Source organism: Achromobacter sp. CSND-B12, from assembly GCF_052906545.1.
The window spans coordinates 3,296,036-3,309,099 of the sequence record NZ_JBREGJ010000001.1 but is presented as its reverse complement, the minus strand read 5'-3'; the positions used below and the strand labels follow the sequence as shown (position 1 = coordinate 3,309,099).

Genomic DNA, 13,064 nt, shown 5'->3' with positions numbered 1-13,064 from the left:
ATGGACAAACTCCGCATTACCGGCGGCGCGCGCCTGCACGGCGAAGTCACCATTTCCGGCGCCAAGAATTCGGCCCTGCCGATCCTGTGCGCCGGCCTGCTGACGGCCGATCCGCTGACCATCGCCAACGTGCCGCACCTGAACGACACCGCCACCATGCTGCGCCTGCTGGGCCGCATGGGCGTGCGCGCCGAGCGCGGCAGCGACGGCATCGTGACCCTGCAGGCCGACCGCGTCGACAGCCTCGAAGCGCCGTACGACCTGGTCAAGACCATGCGCGCCTCCATCCTGGTGCTGGGCCCGCTGGTGGCGCGCTTCGGCGAGGCCCGCGTCAGCCTGCCCGGCGGCTGCACCATCGGCCAGCGGCCGGTGGACCAGCACATCAAGGGCCTGGCGGCGCTTGGCGCCGAAATCAGCATCGAGCACGGCTTCGTGGTGGCGCGCGCCAAGCGCCTGAAGGGCGCCTCGATCCGCACCGACATGGTCACCGTCACCGGCACCGAGAACCTGCTGATGGCGGCGGTGCTGGCCGAAGGCCAGACCGTGCTGGAAAACGCCGCGCGCGAACCCGAGGTGGTGGACCTGGCCGAGCTGCTCATCAAGATGGGCGCTCGCATCCAGGGCCACGGCACCGACCGCATCGTGATCGACGGCGTCGAGCGCCTGCACGGCGCCGAGCACCGCGTGATCTCCGACCGCATCGAGGCCGGCACGTTCCTGTGCGCCGTCGGCGCGGCCGGCGGCGACATCGTGCTGCGCAACACCGACGCCGGCATCCTCGGCGCCACGCTCGACAAGCTGGCCGAGGCCGGCCTGGCTATCGAGACCGGCCCCGACTGGATTCGCGGCGCCATGTCCGCGCGCCCCAAGGCGGTGGGCTTCCGCACCCATGAATACCCCGGTTTCGCCACCGACATGCAGGCCCAGTTGATGACGCTGAACACGGTGGCCGAAGGCACCTCGGTGATCGTCGAGAACATCTTCGAGAACCGCTACATGCACGTGCAGGAACTGCGCCGCATGGGCGCGGACATCGACATCGACGGCCACACCGCCATCGTCCGCGGCATTGCCCGCCTGTCGGGCGCGACGGTCATGGCCACCGACCTGCGGGCCTCGGCCAGCCTGGTCATCGCCGGCCTGGCCGCCGATGGCGACACGCTGGTCGACCGCATTTACCACCTGGACCGCGGCTACGACCGGATGGAAGTCAAGCTGCGCGCCCTGGGCGCCAATATCCAACGCGTTGTTGAACGCACTAGCGGCAAGGAATCGGCATGAGCGATGCCCCTCTCGCGCCCCTGACCCTGGCTCTGTCCAAGGGGCGGATCTTCGAAGAAACCATGCCTTTGCTGGCGGAAGCCGGCATCGAGGTGCCCGAGAACCCCGAAAGCTCGCGCAAGCTGATCCTGCCGACCAGCGACCCCGGCCTGCGCCTGATCATCGTGCGCGCCTCGGACGTGCCGACCTACGTGCAGTACGGCGCGGCCGACCTCGGCATCGCCGGCAAGGACGTGCTGATCGAGCACGCCGCGCAGCAGCCCGGCGGCCTGTACCAGCCGATCGACCTGAACATCGCCAAATGCCGCCTGGCCGTGGCGGTGCGCAACGGCTTCGACTACGAAGCCGCGGTGCACCAGGGCGCGCGCCTGCGCGTGGCCACCAAGTACGTGCAGTCAGCCCGTGAACACTTTGCGTCCAAGGGTGTGTACGTGGACATCATCAAGCTGTATGGTTCGATGGAACTGGCACCGCTGGTGGGCCTGGCCGACTGCATCGTGGACCTGGTGTCCACCGGCGGCACGCTGCGCGCCAACGACCTGGTCGCGGTCGAGGACATCATGCCGATCTCCTCGCGCCTGATCGTCAACCAGGCCGCGCTCAAGACCCGCGGCGAACGCCTGCAACCGCTGCTGGACGCCTTCGAGCGCGCCGCTTCCCGCAACGCCTGACCCAGGCCGCCGCCCCACGCGGCGGCCGCCACCCGCCTGAACGCCATGGCCCTGATCAATCGTCTCGACTCCCGCGATCCCGGATTCGCGTCCGCCCTGTCCAAGCTGCTGGCCTTCGAGGCCACCGAGGACGAGTCCATCGACCGCGCCGCCGCCGGCATCCTGGCCGACGTGCGCGCCCGCGGCGACGCCGCGCTGGTGGAATACACCCAGCGCTTCGACCGCATGCCGCACGCGTCCGCGGACACGCTCGAAATCCCCAAGGCCGACTGGCATGCGGCCCTGGCCGCGCTGCCCGCCGCCCAGCGCGACGCGCTGCAGGCGGCCGCCGAGCGCGTGCGCCGCTACCACGAGCGCCAGCGCGCCGAGACCTGGACCTACACCGAGGCCGACGGCACGGTGCTGGGCCAGCAGGTCACGCCGCTGGACCGCGTCGGCCTGTACGTGCCGGGCGGCAAGGCCGCGTATCCGTCGTCGGTGCTGATGAACGCCATCCCGGCCAAGGTCGCGGGCGTGCAGGAACTGGTCATGGTCACGCCCACGCCGGACGGCGCGCGCAACCCCATCGTGCTGGCCGCCGCCGCCATCAGCGGCGTCGACCGCGTGTTCGCCATCGGCGGCGCGCAGGCCGTGGGCGCGCTGGCCTACGGCACCGCCACCGTGCCGGCCGTGGACAAGATCGTCGGCCCGGGCAACGCCTACGTGGCCGCCGCCAAGCGTCGCGTGTTCGGCGTGGTCGGCATCGACATGATCGCCGGCCCCAGCGAAATCCTGGTGATCTGCGACGGCAAGACACCGGCCGACTGGATCGCCATGGACCTGTTCTCGCAGGCCGAACACGACGAACTGGCCCAATCCATCCTGCTGTGCCCGGACGCCGCCTTCATCGCCGAGGTCGAGGCCGCCATCGCCCGCCTGCTGCCGACCATGCCGCGCGCCGACATCCTGCGCACCAGCCTGGCCAACCGCGGCGCGCTGATCCAGGTGCGCGACCTGGACGAAGCCTGCCGCATCGCCAACGACATCGCCCCGGAGCACCTGGAGATCTCCACCGAGCAACCGGAAATCTGGACCGCCAGGATCCGCCACGCGGGCGCCATCTTCATGGGCCGCTTCAGCTCGGAAGCCCTGGGCGACTACTGCGCCGGCCCGAACCACGTGCTGCCCACTTCCCGCACGGCGCGCTTCTCGTCGCCGCTGGGCGTGTACGACTTCCAGAAGCGTTCCAGCCTGATCCAGGTCTCGCACCAGGGCGCCCAGACGCTTGGCCGCATCGCCGCCGAACTGGCGCTGGGCGAAGGCCTGCAGGCCCACGCCGCCAGCGCCCAATACCGGATCGACCAGCCATGAGCGAGGTCGCCGGCCGCATCGCCGGCACCATCCGGCCCGATATCCGTGAACTGAGCGCGTATCCAGTGGCGCACGCCGAAGGCTGCATCAAGCTGGACGCGATGGAATCGCCATACGAACTGCCCGAGGCGGTGCGCGACGACCTCGCCCGGGTGCTGCGCGATACGCCGCTGAACCGCTACCCGGCGGCCGACCTGTCCGAACTGCGCCAGGCCGTGAAGACGGCCTTCGGCGTGCCCGCCGACGCCGGCGTGCTGTTCGGCAACGGCTCGGACGAACTGATCCACATCGTGGTGCAGGCCTGCTGCAATCCCGGCGAGGTGGTGCTGGCGCCGTGGCCGTCGTTCGTCTATTTCGACATGGCGGCCCGCTTCGACCACGCCCGCTTCGTCGGCGTGCCGCTGACCGACGATCTGTCCCTTGATATTCCCGCCATGCTGGCCGCGATCCGCGAACACCAGCCCAAGGTGGTGTTCCTGGCCGTGCCCAACAATCCCACCGGCGGCGTCTGGTCGGACGCGGACATGGCCGCCATCATCGCCGCCGCCCCCGGCCTGGTGGTGGTGGACGAGGCCTACCAGCCCTTCACCGACCGCAGCTGGATGCCGCGCCTGCTGGACGCGCCCAACGTGGTGGTGATGCGCACCGTGTCCAAGATCGGCCTGGCGGGCCTGCGTTTTGGCTATCTGGCCGGCCACCCCGACTGGATCGCCGAGTTCGACAAGGTGCGCCCGCCCTACAACCTGGACGTGCTGACCCAGGCAGCGCTGCTGACAGTGCTGCGCCACAAGCCGGTGCTGGACCAACAGGCCGCCCGCCTGCGCGCCGACCGCGAACCGCTGGCCGCGGCGCTGGCGGCGCTGCCCGGCGTCAGGGTATTCCCTTCCGCGGCCAACTTCGTACTCGCGCGCTTTTCCGGCAAGCTGGATGGCAACGCCGTGCATCTTGCCCTGAAACAGCGCAAAATATTGGTTCGTAACTTCTCCAACGCCCATCCGCTCCTGGCCGGCTGCCTCCGCATCTCGGTGGGCGCGCCGTCCGAGAACGCCGCTTTGCTATCGGCACTGCAAGAAATCCTGAGTGCCTAATCGAGTCCCTGACATGCGTACCGCAGAGATCACCCGCAACACCAACGAAACCCGCATCCGCGTGGCCATCAACCTGGATGGCACCGGCAAGCAGACGATCGACACGGGCGTGCCCTTCCTGGACCACATGCTGGACCAGATCGCGCGCCACGGCCTGATCGACCTCGACATCAAGGCCGAGGGCGACCTGCACATCGATGCGCATCACACGGTGGAAGACGTGGGCATCACGCTGGGCATGGCCATCGCCAAGGCGGTCGGCACCAAGGCCGGCCTGCGCCGCTACGGCCACGCCTACGTGCCGCTGGACGAGGCGCTGTCGCGCGTGGTGGTCGATTTCTCCGGCCGTCCCGGCCTGGAATACCACATCCCCTTCACCCGCTCGCACATCGGCGCCTTCGACGTCGACCTGACGCGCGAATTCTTCCAGGGCCTGGTCAACCACGCGCTGATCACCCTGCACATCGACAACCTGCGCGGCACCAACGCCCACCACCAATGCGAAACGGTCTTCAAGGCCTGTGGCCGCGCGCTGCGCATGGCCATCGAAGTCGACCCGCGCATGGGCGACGTCGTGCCCTCGACCAAGGGCGTGCTGTAAGCTGCGCGACCTCCCGCCACGCACCAGGTAAACCGAAGTGACCACTATCGCCATCGTCGACTACGGAATGGGCAACTTCCATTCCGTCGCGCGCGCGCTCAAGTACGCCGCCCCCGACGCGGACATCCGCATCTGCAACCAGCCCCATGAAATCGACGCGGCCGACCGCGTGGTGTTTCCCGGCCAGGGCGCCATGGCGGACTGCATGCGCACCCTGAATGAATCCGGCCTGCGCGAAGCGGTCGTCAAGGCCGCCCGCGCCAAGCCGCTGCTGGGCGTCTGCGTCGGCGAACAGATGCTGTTCGAGTCCAGCGAAGAGGGCGCGACCCCGTGCCTGGGGCTGTTCCCCGGCGTGGTGCGGCGCTTTGCCGGCCCGCGCTTCGCCGACCCGGTCGCGGCCGACGACGCGGCCTGCGAGGCCGACACCGGCACGGCCGGCCCGGTCGATGTCCGCCCGGAGCGGTTGAAAGTCCCGCACATGGGATGGAACAAAGTGCGCCAGACGCGCTCTCACCCTATCTGGGACGGCATTCCGGACGACACGCATTTCTATTTCGTCCATAGTTATTACGCCGACCCGGCCGATACGAGCCTGACCGTTGGTGAAACCGATTATGGCGTTGCCTTTACCTGCGCGGTGGCGGCAGCTAACATTTTCGCGGTGCAGTTCCACCCCGAGAAGAGCGCCGAGCACGGTTTGCGCCTGTATCGCAATTTTGTAGACTGGCAGCCGTAAGCCACGGGCACACCGCCCTGGCCCACGCGCTCCAGCCCATTCAACCCCATATTTTCCCGCTGCCCACCATGCTGCTGATCCCCGCCATCGATCTCAAAGACGGACGCTGCGTGCGTCTGCGCCAGGGCGACCTGGACGATGCAACGGTGTTCTCCGAAGACCCCGCCTCCATGGCCTCGCAATGGCTCGACCAGGGCGCCCGCCGCCTGCATCTGGTCGACCTGAACGGCGCCGTCGCCGGCAAACCGAAGAACGAAGCACCCATCAAGGCCATCCTGGACGCCGTCGGCGACGATATCCCGGTCCAGATCGGCGGCGGCATCCGCGATCTCGACACCATCGAACGCTATCTCGACGCTGGCATCTCCTACGTCATCATCGGCACCGCCGCGGTCAAGAACCCCGGCTTCCTGCAGGACGCCTGCGGCGCCTTCCCCGGCCAGATCATCGTCGGCCTGGATGCCCGTGACGGCAAGATCGCCACCGACGGCTGGAGCAAGCTGACCCGCCACGACGTGCTCGACCTGGCCAAGAAGTTCGAGGACTACGGCTGCGAAGCCATCATCTACACCGACATCGGCCGCGACGGCATGCTGTCGGGCGTGAACGTCGAGGCTACCGTGCGCCTGGCGCAACACGTGCGCATTCCCGTGTTCGCCTCGGGCGGCATCGCCGGCATCCAGGACATCGAGGCGCTGTGCGCCGTCGAGGAAGAGGGCGTCGAAGGCGCCATCCTGGGCCGCAGCATCTACGAAGGCACGCTCAACTTCCAAGCGGCACAGGCCCGCGCCGACGAATTGGCCAAATGACCACCTCCAGCAGTACCTCCGGGGCGGGCGCGCCCGCCCAGAGCGCGCTGACCCGCCGCATCATTCCCTGCCTTGACGTCACCGCTGGCCGAGTCGTCAAGGGCGTGAACTTCGTCAACCTCGCCGACGCCGGCGACCCCGTCGAGATCGCCCGCCGCTACAACGAGCAGGGCGCCGACGAACTCACCTTCCTGGACATCACCGCCACCAGCGATGGCCGCGACCTGATCCTGCCCATCATCGAGCAGGTCGCCTCGCAGGTCTTCATTCCGCTGACGGTGGGCGGCGGCGTGCGCCAGGTGTCCGACATCCAGCGCCTGCTCAACGCCGGCGCCGACAAGATCAGCATCAACAGCGCCGCCGTGGCCAATCCGGAACTGGTGCGCGCGGCCTCCGACTACCACGGCTCGCAGTGCGTGGTGGTGGCGATCGACGCGCGCCGGGTCTCGGCCGCGGGCGAAGCGCCGCGCTGGGAAGTCTTCACCCACGGCGGCCGCAAGGCCACCGGCCTGGACGCCGTGGCCTGGGCCCGCCGCATGGCCGCCTACGGCGCCGGCGAGATCCTGCTGACCAGCATGGACCGCGATGGCACCAAGTCGGGCTTCGACCTGGAGCTGACCCGCACGGTGTCGGATGCCGTGCCGGTGCCGGTCATCGCCTCCGGCGGCGTCGGCACCCTGCAGCACCTGGCCGACGGCGTCACCACCGGCCGCGCCAGCGCGGTGCTGGCCGCCAGCATCTTCCACTTCGGCCAGCACACGGTCGGTGAATGCAAGCGCTTCATGGCCGAGCAGGGCATTGAAGTGAGGATATGACGATGAGCAACGAACCGAGCTGGATGGCCGACGTCGTCTTCGACGAGAACGGCCTGATCCCGGCCATCGCGCAGGACGCCGACAACGGCCAGATCATGATGGTGGCCTGGATGAACCGCGAATCGCTGGCCGAAACCGCCGCCACCGGCCGCGCCGTATACTGGTCGCGCTCGCGCCAGCGCCTGTGGCGCAAGGGCGAGGAATCCGGCCACGTGCAGCAGGTGCACGAGCTGCGCCTGGACTGCGACGGCGACGTGGTGCTGCTCAAGGTGCACCAGGAAGGCGGCATCGCCTGCCACACGGGCCGCGCCAGCTGCTTCTACCGCCGCCTGGAAGGCCAGACCGACCAGGCCAGCTGGGTCACGGTGGACCCGGTGCTGAAAGACCCCGAACTGATCTACAAATGACCGATTCGCCCCTGAGCGCCCACGACGTGCTGGCCCGTATTGCCGCCACCCTGGAAACCCGCCGCCCCGAGAACGGCGGCGATCCCAAGGCTTCCTACGCGGCCAAGCTGCTGTCCAAGGGCCCCGACGCCTTCCTCAAGAAGATTGGCGAGGAAGCCACCGAGCTGGTCATGGCGGCCAAGGACGGCGTGCCCGAGCGCATCGTCAGCGAAACCGCCGACCTGTGGTTTCATTGCCTGGTCGCGCTGACGCACTTCAATCTGCGGCCCGACGACGTGCTGGCCGAACTGGCCCGCCGCGAAGGGCTGTCGGGCCTGGCCGAGAAGGCCAGCCGTCCCCAGGACTGACACGGAACCGCAAAAATGAGCGCCAACTGTATTTTCTGCAAGATCGCCGCCGGCGAGATCCCGTCCAAGAAGGTCTACGAGGACGAGGACTTTGTTGCATTCCACGATATCAACCCGGCCGCGCCGGTGCATTTATTGCTGATCCCTCGACGTCATGTCATATCCATGCAGGATATTACGGCCGAGGACGCAGGTTGGTTGGGTAGAATGATGGCATTGGCGCCGCGGCTTGCCGCTGAAAACGGTTGCACCCCGGGCCCTGATGGCGGGTTTCGCATCATGATCAATTCTGGCGTCGAAGGCGGCCAGGAAGTCCCGCATCTGCATTTCCACATCATCGGCGGTCAGCGACCCTGGAAAGGGCGCGTGGCCCCCACTGCGTAATACGGAGAACCATCATGGGTAGCTTTAGCATTTGGCATTGGTTGGTCGTTCTGGTCATCGTGGCGCTGATCTTCGGCACCAAGAAACTGCGTAACATCGGCTCGGACCTGGGCGGCGCCGTCAAGGGCTTCAAGGAAGGCATGAAGGACGCCAACGGCGACAAGCCGGCCGAACCCATCGCCCAGCAACGCGTGGCCGGCGACACCATCGACGTGCAGGCCAAGGAAAAGTCCAACTCCTGAGCGCCTGCGCGCCCCCGGGCCCGGCCTGATCCGGCCGGCCCTCATTGCCTCAATTCCCGAGCGGCCGTCGAATGTTTGATGTCAGCCTCACTGAACTGATGGTGATCGGCGTCGTCGCGCTGATCGTCATTGGCCCCGAACGCCTGCCCAAGGTCGCCCGCACGGTCGGCCACCTGCTGGGCCGCGCGCAGCGTTACGTCAACGACGTGAAATCCGATATCCAGCGCGAGATCGAGCTGGACGAGCTGCGCAAGTTCAAGAGCGAAATGGAAACCGCGGCGCAGGACGTGCAGCAATCGCTGAACGACACCCACAACGCGCTGCAGGAGCCGGTGCAGCAATTCCGCGCCGAGCTCGACGAAGTGGCCCGCGAAGCCAGCGGCAAGCCCGCCATCACGGCCGGCGCCGAGACCGCCACGGCTTCCGCCGACCCGCGCGCCGCCGCGCCGGCCGACCCGCTGATGACGCCGCAGGCCGGCCAGCCGGCCGAAGCGCCGCGCAGCATCGCGCCGCCCAACCCGAACCTGAGCCTGGACCTGGATTCGCCCGCCGCCGCGCCGGTCGCCCAGCCCGCTCCCGCCCCGCAATCCGCGCCGGCGCCCCACGCCCCGGCCGCCAGCGAGCCCCCGCCGGCCACCAAGCCCGCCACGCCCTCCGGAACGACAACGTGACCCAGGACGCCTCCCAAGAAGACGGCCAGCAGGAAAGCTTCATCTCCCACCTGGTCGAACTGCGCACCCGCCTGCTGCGCGCCGTCGGCGCGGTGGTGGGCGTGTTCATCATCCTGTTCATCTATCCCGGCGCGTCCGCCATCTACGACGTGCTGGCCCAGCCCATGCTGGCCTCGCTGCCCGAAGGCACCCGCATGATCGCCACCGGCGTCATCACACCCTTCATGGTGCCGGTCAAGGTCACCATGATGGCCGCCTTCATCGTCGCGCTGCCGGTGGTGCTGTACCAGGCCTGGGCCTTCGTCGCGCCGGGCCTCTACAAGCACGAAAAGCGCCTGGCGCTGCCGCTGATCATCTCCAGCACGCTGCTGTTCATCGCAGGCATGGCGTTCTGCTATTTCGTGGTGTTCCGCACCGTCTTCCATTTCATCGCCACCTTCGCGCCGCAGTCGATCACGCCGGCGCCGGACATCGAGGCCTACCTGAGCTTCGTCATGACCATGTTCATGGCATTCGGCATCACGTTCGAAGTGCCCGTGGCCGTGGTGCTGCTGGTGCGCATGGGCGTGGTGGAGCTGTCCAAGCTCAAGAGCGCGCGCGGCTACGTGGTGGTCGGCGCCTTCATCATCGCCGCCGTGGTGACGCCGCCCGACGTGGTCAGCCAGTTCATGCTGGCGGTGCCGCTGTGCCTGCTGTACGAACTGGGGTTGATCTGCGCGCGCATGGTCACGCCCAAGCCCGGCGCCGACGAAGCCGTCAACGACGGCTCGCTGACCGAACGCCACTGAGCCAGCGCCCGGACATGAAGGGGCCCCGATGCGGGCCCCTTTGTCATTCCATAAACGGACGGTTTCCGCTTGTCGCGCATCCGCTGCAAACATACATTGCAGCCATGTCGCTCGCCCTACGCCTGCGCACCCTGATGCGGTGGCGCGGCATCAAAAGCCAGAACCAGCTCGCCCGCATCTCCGGCGTGCCGCAGTCCTGCATCCACCGCATCCTCACCCGCGAAGAACGCTATGCGCCCACCCGCGCCACCCTGCAGCGGCTGGCCCGGGCCCTGGATACGCAGGTGCCGTGGCTGGCCGACGGCATGGTCGCGCAGGCCGCCGCCGCCCAGCCGCGCGAAGAAGAACAATCCGACGCCTACTGCGCCGAGATCTGCGCGCTGTTGCGCCACCAGCCCGAGGCCACGCGCAAGCGTGTGCTGCAGGTCGTGCGCCTGGTGCTCGACACGCCGTGCCGGCCGCGGCGGGCATCCGGCCGCCCGCCGCCCGTCTAGGGCCTGTTCACACTGAAAAGAGCCTCGCACAGGCCCTAGCGCGGCAATCCGGGCCGGGTCCCGACCACCACCGTCACCTCGGCCACCTTGCCGCCACGCAACACGCCCAGCGTCGCGCGCTGGCCCGGCGTCAACTGCGCAATGGCGGCCAGCAACCCCGACGTATCCATCATCGGCTTGCCGTTCACCGTCTGCACGATGTCGCCCACCCGCAGGCCGCCCTTGGCGGCCGGGCCGTCGCGCAACACGCCGGCGATGATCACGCCGCGGGCGTCGCGTTCCATCTGGAACGCCCGCGCCAGTTCGGGCGTCAGGTCCTGCGGCTCGACCCCCAGCCAGCCGCGCTTGACGCCACCGGTCTTGACGATCTCGTCCATCACCTTGCGCGCGATGTCGATCGGCGTGGCGAATCCGATGCCCATTGATCCGCCCGACTCCGAATAGATCGCGGTGTTGATGCCCACCAGATTGCCCTGCGCGTCCACCAGCGCGCCGCCCGAATTGCCCGGATTGATGGCGGCATCGGTCTGGATGAAATTCTCGTAGGTATTCAGGCCCAGTCCGTTGCGGCCCAGCGCCGACACGATCCCCTGCGTGGTGGTCTGTCCCACGCCGAACGGATTGCCGATCGCCAGCACCACGTCGCCCACCCGCAGGCCGCGATCCGGCGCCAGCGTGGCCGCCGGCAGATTGCGCAGGGTGGCCAGCTTCAGCACCGCCAGATCGGTGTCGGGATCCGCGCCCACTACCTTGGCCGTGTCCTTGCGTCCATCGGCCAGCGCCACCTCGATCGCGTCGGCCGCCTGCACCACGTGGTAGTTGGTCAGCACGTAGCCGTCGTGGTTGACCACCACGCCCGACCCCAGGCTGGTGCTGGCCTGGCGGCGGCTCACCCCCGGCACCTGTCCGAACAGCTGGCGCAGGATGGGATCATCGGGCAATGGCACCAGCGGCACATTCACGTGCTTGGTGGTGTAGACATTCACCACCGAGGGCGCGGCCCGCGCGACCCCGTCGGCATAGGACACGGGCCCCATGGCCGGCCGCCCCGGTGCCATGACCGGTTGCGGCACGGCCGCGGGCATCGCCTCCGACCCGGCCAGGCGCAACAGATCCGGCCGCAAGGTGGTGACGACGAATAGAATACCCAGGCAGACCGTGACGGCCTGAGCGAAGATCAGCCAATATCGGCGCATGATTCTGATAGGACTAGCAATGAGTAAAGTGGACTCCCACGTCCTGGCCGCGTGGCTGGACGACACCCTGCAAGCCGCCCGCTTCAAGGACTACTGCCCCAACGGTCTGCAGGTGGAAGGCCGATCCGAAGTCAGGCACATTATCACCGGTGTCACCGCCAGCGAAGCCCTGTTGCGCATCGCCGTCGAGCGCGGCGCCGACGCGGTGCTGGTCCACCACGGCTGGATGTGGCGCAACGAAGACCGCCGCGTCATCGGCACCCGCCGCACCCGCATGGCGCTGGCGCTGAAGAACGACCTCAACCTCTACGCCTACCACCTGCCCCTGGACGCCCACCCCACCCTGGGCAACAACGCCCAACTGGCCCGCGTCCTCGGCCTGGAACCCGAACGGCGCGACGACGGCAGCCCACGCACCTGTGGCCCCGACAACCTGGTCTGGCTCGGCGCCGCCCCCGATCTCCCCACCCTGGACCAGCTCGCCGCCCGCATCCAGCAACGCCTGGGCCGCCAGCCGCTGGTCGTCGGCAACCCCGACCGGCCCGTCGCCCGCATCGCCTGGTGCACCGGCGGCGCCCAGGGCATGCTCGCCGACGCCATCGACGCTGGCGCCACCGCCTACATCACCGGCGAAGCCTCCGAATCCACCTTCCACCTGGCCCAGGAAACCGGCGTCGCCTTCCTGGGCGCCGGCCACCACGCCACCGAACGCTACGGCATCCAGGCCCTGGGCCAGGCCGTGGCCGAGCGCTTCGGCATCAAGGTCGAATTCGTGGACCTGGACAACCCGGTGTGACAGCAGAAAACAGGGCATGGCCGCAACACTGATCCCAGGCGAACCCTTGCCCGCCGACGCGCGCCGCCTGAACGCCCACGGCGGCCACCCACAATACCCACCGCCAGCGCGCAGCGCACCCCGCCTCGCTCCCCAGAAGCACGTATGCCAAAACCGGCTGCCCGCGCAGCCGGTTTTGGCGGGCAACACAAGCCCCTCCCATGCCGCCTCGGTCCAGCAGCGCATGAAACCTCGAAACCGGTAGCCCGGCGCGGGTGGTCGCGGGCGGGGCGCGCCGTCAGATGCGCCCGGCGGAAACCGAAGGCAGCCGCCGACAGGCGGCAACGAGGTTGAGCACGGGGCAGTCCGGAGCGAACGCTCCGGACCGCAATCGCAGGCGCGCCCCGCC

Annotated in this window: 17 protein-coding genes; 16 read left to right on the top strand and 1 reads right to left on the bottom strand. The window is 68.5% G+C overall.

Annotated elements, in window-relative coordinates:
• From murA to ACUTAG_RS15500, 15 genes are all read left to right on the top strand, one after another.
• Window positions 1-1,281 (top strand): UDP-N-acetylglucosamine 1-carboxyvinyltransferase, encoded by a 1,281-nt coding sequence (murA, locus tag ACUTAG_RS15570; RefSeq protein WP_053497790.1) that lies wholly within the window; start codon window positions 1-3, stop codon window positions 1,279-1,281.
• Window positions 1,278-1,952: an ATP phosphoribosyltransferase gene (gene hisG, locus ACUTAG_RS15565; protein WP_006388059.1), complete on the top strand. Its 675-nt coding sequence runs from the start codon at window positions 1,278-1,280 to the stop codon at window positions 1,950-1,952. Before murA ends, hisG begins: the two co-directional genes overlap by 4 nt.
• 45 nt (window positions 1,953-1,997) lie before the next feature.
• Window positions 1,998-3,302, top strand: a complete 1,305-nt coding sequence (gene hisD / locus ACUTAG_RS15560; RefSeq protein ID WP_020925617.1) for a histidinol dehydrogenase — start codon at window positions 1,998-2,000, stop codon at window positions 3,300-3,302.
• Window positions 3,299-4,390 (top strand): histidinol-phosphate transaminase, encoded by a 1,092-nt coding sequence (hisC, locus tag ACUTAG_RS15555; RefSeq protein ID WP_107316304.1) that lies wholly within the window; start codon window positions 3,299-3,301, stop codon window positions 4,388-4,390. Before hisD ends, hisC begins: the two co-directional genes overlap by 4 nt.
• 13 nt (window positions 4,391-4,403) lie before the next feature.
• Window positions 4,404-4,991, top strand: coding sequence for an imidazoleglycerol-phosphate dehydratase HisB (hisB, locus tag ACUTAG_RS15550; protein ID WP_006388056.1), 588 nt, complete (start codon window positions 4,404-4,406; stop codon window positions 4,989-4,991).
• A 37-nt stretch (window positions 4,992-5,028) separates the two neighbouring features.
• Window positions 5,029-5,727 (top strand): imidazole glycerol phosphate synthase subunit HisH, encoded by a 699-nt coding sequence (hisH, locus tag ACUTAG_RS15545; protein ID WP_020925619.1) that lies wholly within the window; start codon window positions 5,029-5,031, stop codon window positions 5,725-5,727.
• Window positions 5,728-5,795: 68 nt separating this feature from the next.
• Window positions 5,796-6,536 (top strand): 1-(5-phosphoribosyl)-5-[(5-phosphoribosylamino)methylideneamino]imidazole-4-carboxamide isomerase, encoded by a 741-nt coding sequence (hisA, locus tag ACUTAG_RS15540; protein ID WP_006388054.1) that lies wholly within the window; start codon window positions 5,796-5,798, stop codon window positions 6,534-6,536.
• Entirely contained in the window at window positions 6,533-7,351 is an 819-nt protein-coding gene (gene hisF, locus ACUTAG_RS15535; RefSeq protein ID WP_006388053.1) for an imidazole glycerol phosphate synthase subunit HisF, read from the top strand. The genes hisA and hisF overlap by 4 nt, the downstream gene beginning before the upstream one ends.
• A 2-nt stretch (window positions 7,352-7,353) precedes the next feature.
• The gene (hisI, locus tag ACUTAG_RS15530) at window positions 7,354-7,758 is read left to right on the top strand and encodes a phosphoribosyl-AMP cyclohydrolase (protein WP_006388052.1); all 405 of its coding nucleotides are present in this window, start codon (window positions 7,354-7,356) and stop codon (window positions 7,756-7,758) included.
• Window positions 7,755-8,105 carry a phosphoribosyl-ATP diphosphatase gene (locus tag ACUTAG_RS15525; protein WP_006388051.1) on the top strand — a complete coding sequence of 117 codons (351 nt, stop codon included), beginning with the start codon at window positions 7,755-7,757 and terminating at the stop codon, window positions 8,103-8,105. The genes hisI and ACUTAG_RS15525 overlap by 4 nt, the downstream gene beginning before the upstream one ends.
• A 15-nt stretch (window positions 8,106-8,120) precedes the next feature.
• Window positions 8,121-8,489, top strand: coding sequence for a histidine triad nucleotide-binding protein (locus ACUTAG_RS15520; protein ID WP_020925620.1), 369 nt, complete (start codon window positions 8,121-8,123; stop codon window positions 8,487-8,489).
• 14 nt (window positions 8,490-8,503) lie between these two features.
• Window positions 8,504-8,731, top strand: a complete 228-nt coding sequence (gene tatA, locus ACUTAG_RS15515) for a Sec-independent protein translocase subunit TatA (RefSeq protein ID WP_006388049.1) — start codon at window positions 8,504-8,506, stop codon at window positions 8,729-8,731.
• Window positions 8,732-8,802: 71 nt separating this feature from the next.
• A complete protein-coding gene (tatB, locus tag ACUTAG_RS15510) occupies window positions 8,803-9,402 on the top strand; it encodes a Sec-independent protein translocase protein TatB (protein ID WP_148317785.1) in 600 nt (199 codons plus the stop codon).
• Window positions 9,399-10,190: a twin-arginine translocase subunit TatC gene (gene tatC, locus ACUTAG_RS15505; RefSeq protein ID WP_006388047.1), complete on the top strand. Its 792-nt coding sequence runs from the start codon at window positions 9,399-9,401 to the stop codon at window positions 10,188-10,190. The genes tatB and tatC overlap by 4 nt, the downstream gene beginning before the upstream one ends.
• A gap of 104 nt (window positions 10,191-10,294) precedes the next feature.
• Complete coding sequence (locus ACUTAG_RS15500) at window positions 10,295-10,684, top strand: helix-turn-helix domain-containing protein (RefSeq protein ID WP_006388046.1); 390 nt, start codon at window positions 10,295-10,297, stop codon at window positions 10,682-10,684.
• Between the two features lie 35 nt (window positions 10,685-10,719).
• Here the strand turns inward: ACUTAG_RS15500 and ACUTAG_RS15495 are convergent, their stop codons facing one another.
• Complete coding sequence (locus tag ACUTAG_RS15495) at window positions 10,720-11,880, bottom strand: trypsin-like peptidase domain-containing protein (protein ID WP_006388045.1); 1,161 nt, start codon at window positions 11,878-11,880, stop codon at window positions 10,720-10,722.
• 19 nt (window positions 11,881-11,899) lie between these two features.
• Between ACUTAG_RS15495 and ACUTAG_RS15490 the strand changes: the two genes are divergently transcribed.
• Entirely contained in the window at window positions 11,900-12,676 is a 777-nt protein-coding gene (locus ACUTAG_RS15490) for a Nif3-like dinuclear metal center hexameric protein (RefSeq protein WP_148317787.1), read from the top strand.
• Window positions 12,677-13,064 lie beyond the last annotated feature (388 nt).

Coding starts and splice junctions, on each gene's coding strand:
- murA (WP_053497790.1), top strand. CDS start 1: ATGGACAAACTCCGCATTACCGGCGGCGCGCGCCTGCACGGCGAAGTC.
- hisG (WP_006388059.1), top strand. CDS start 1,278: ATGAGCGATGCCCCTCTCGCGCCCCTGACCCTGGCTCTGTCCAAGGGG.
- hisD (WP_020925617.1), top strand. CDS start 1,998: ATGGCCCTGATCAATCGTCTCGACTCCCGCGATCCCGGATTCGCGTCC.
- hisC (WP_107316304.1), top strand. CDS start 3,299: ATGAGCGAGGTCGCCGGCCGCATCGCCGGCACCATCCGGCCCGATATC.
- hisB (WP_006388056.1), top strand. CDS start 4,404: ATGCGTACCGCAGAGATCACCCGCAACACCAACGAAACCCGCATCCGC.
- hisA (WP_006388054.1), top strand. CDS start 5,796: ATGCTGCTGATCCCCGCCATCGATCTCAAAGACGGACGCTGCGTGCGT.
- hisF (WP_006388053.1), top strand. CDS start 6,533: ATGACCACCTCCAGCAGTACCTCCGGGGCGGGCGCGCCCGCCCAGAGC.
- hisI (WP_006388052.1), top strand. CDS start 7,354: ATGAGCAACGAACCGAGCTGGATGGCCGACGTCGTCTTCGACGAGAAC.
- ACUTAG_RS15525 (WP_006388051.1), top strand. CDS start 7,755: ATGACCGATTCGCCCCTGAGCGCCCACGACGTGCTGGCCCGTATTGCC.
- ACUTAG_RS15520 (WP_020925620.1), top strand. CDS start 8,121: ATGAGCGCCAACTGTATTTTCTGCAAGATCGCCGCCGGCGAGATCCCG.
- tatA (WP_006388049.1), top strand. CDS start 8,504: ATGGGTAGCTTTAGCATTTGGCATTGGTTGGTCGTTCTGGTCATCGTG.
- tatB (WP_148317785.1), top strand. CDS start 8,803: ATGTTTGATGTCAGCCTCACTGAACTGATGGTGATCGGCGTCGTCGCG.
- ACUTAG_RS15500 (WP_006388046.1), top strand. CDS start 10,295: ATGTCGCTCGCCCTACGCCTGCGCACCCTGATGCGGTGGCGCGGCATC.
- ACUTAG_RS15495 (WP_006388045.1), bottom strand. CDS start 11,880: ATGCGCCGATATTGGCTGATCTTCGCTCAGGCCGTCACGGTCTGCCTG.
- ACUTAG_RS15490 (WP_148317787.1), top strand. CDS start 11,900: ATGAGTAAAGTGGACTCCCACGTCCTGGCCGCGTGGCTGGACGACACC.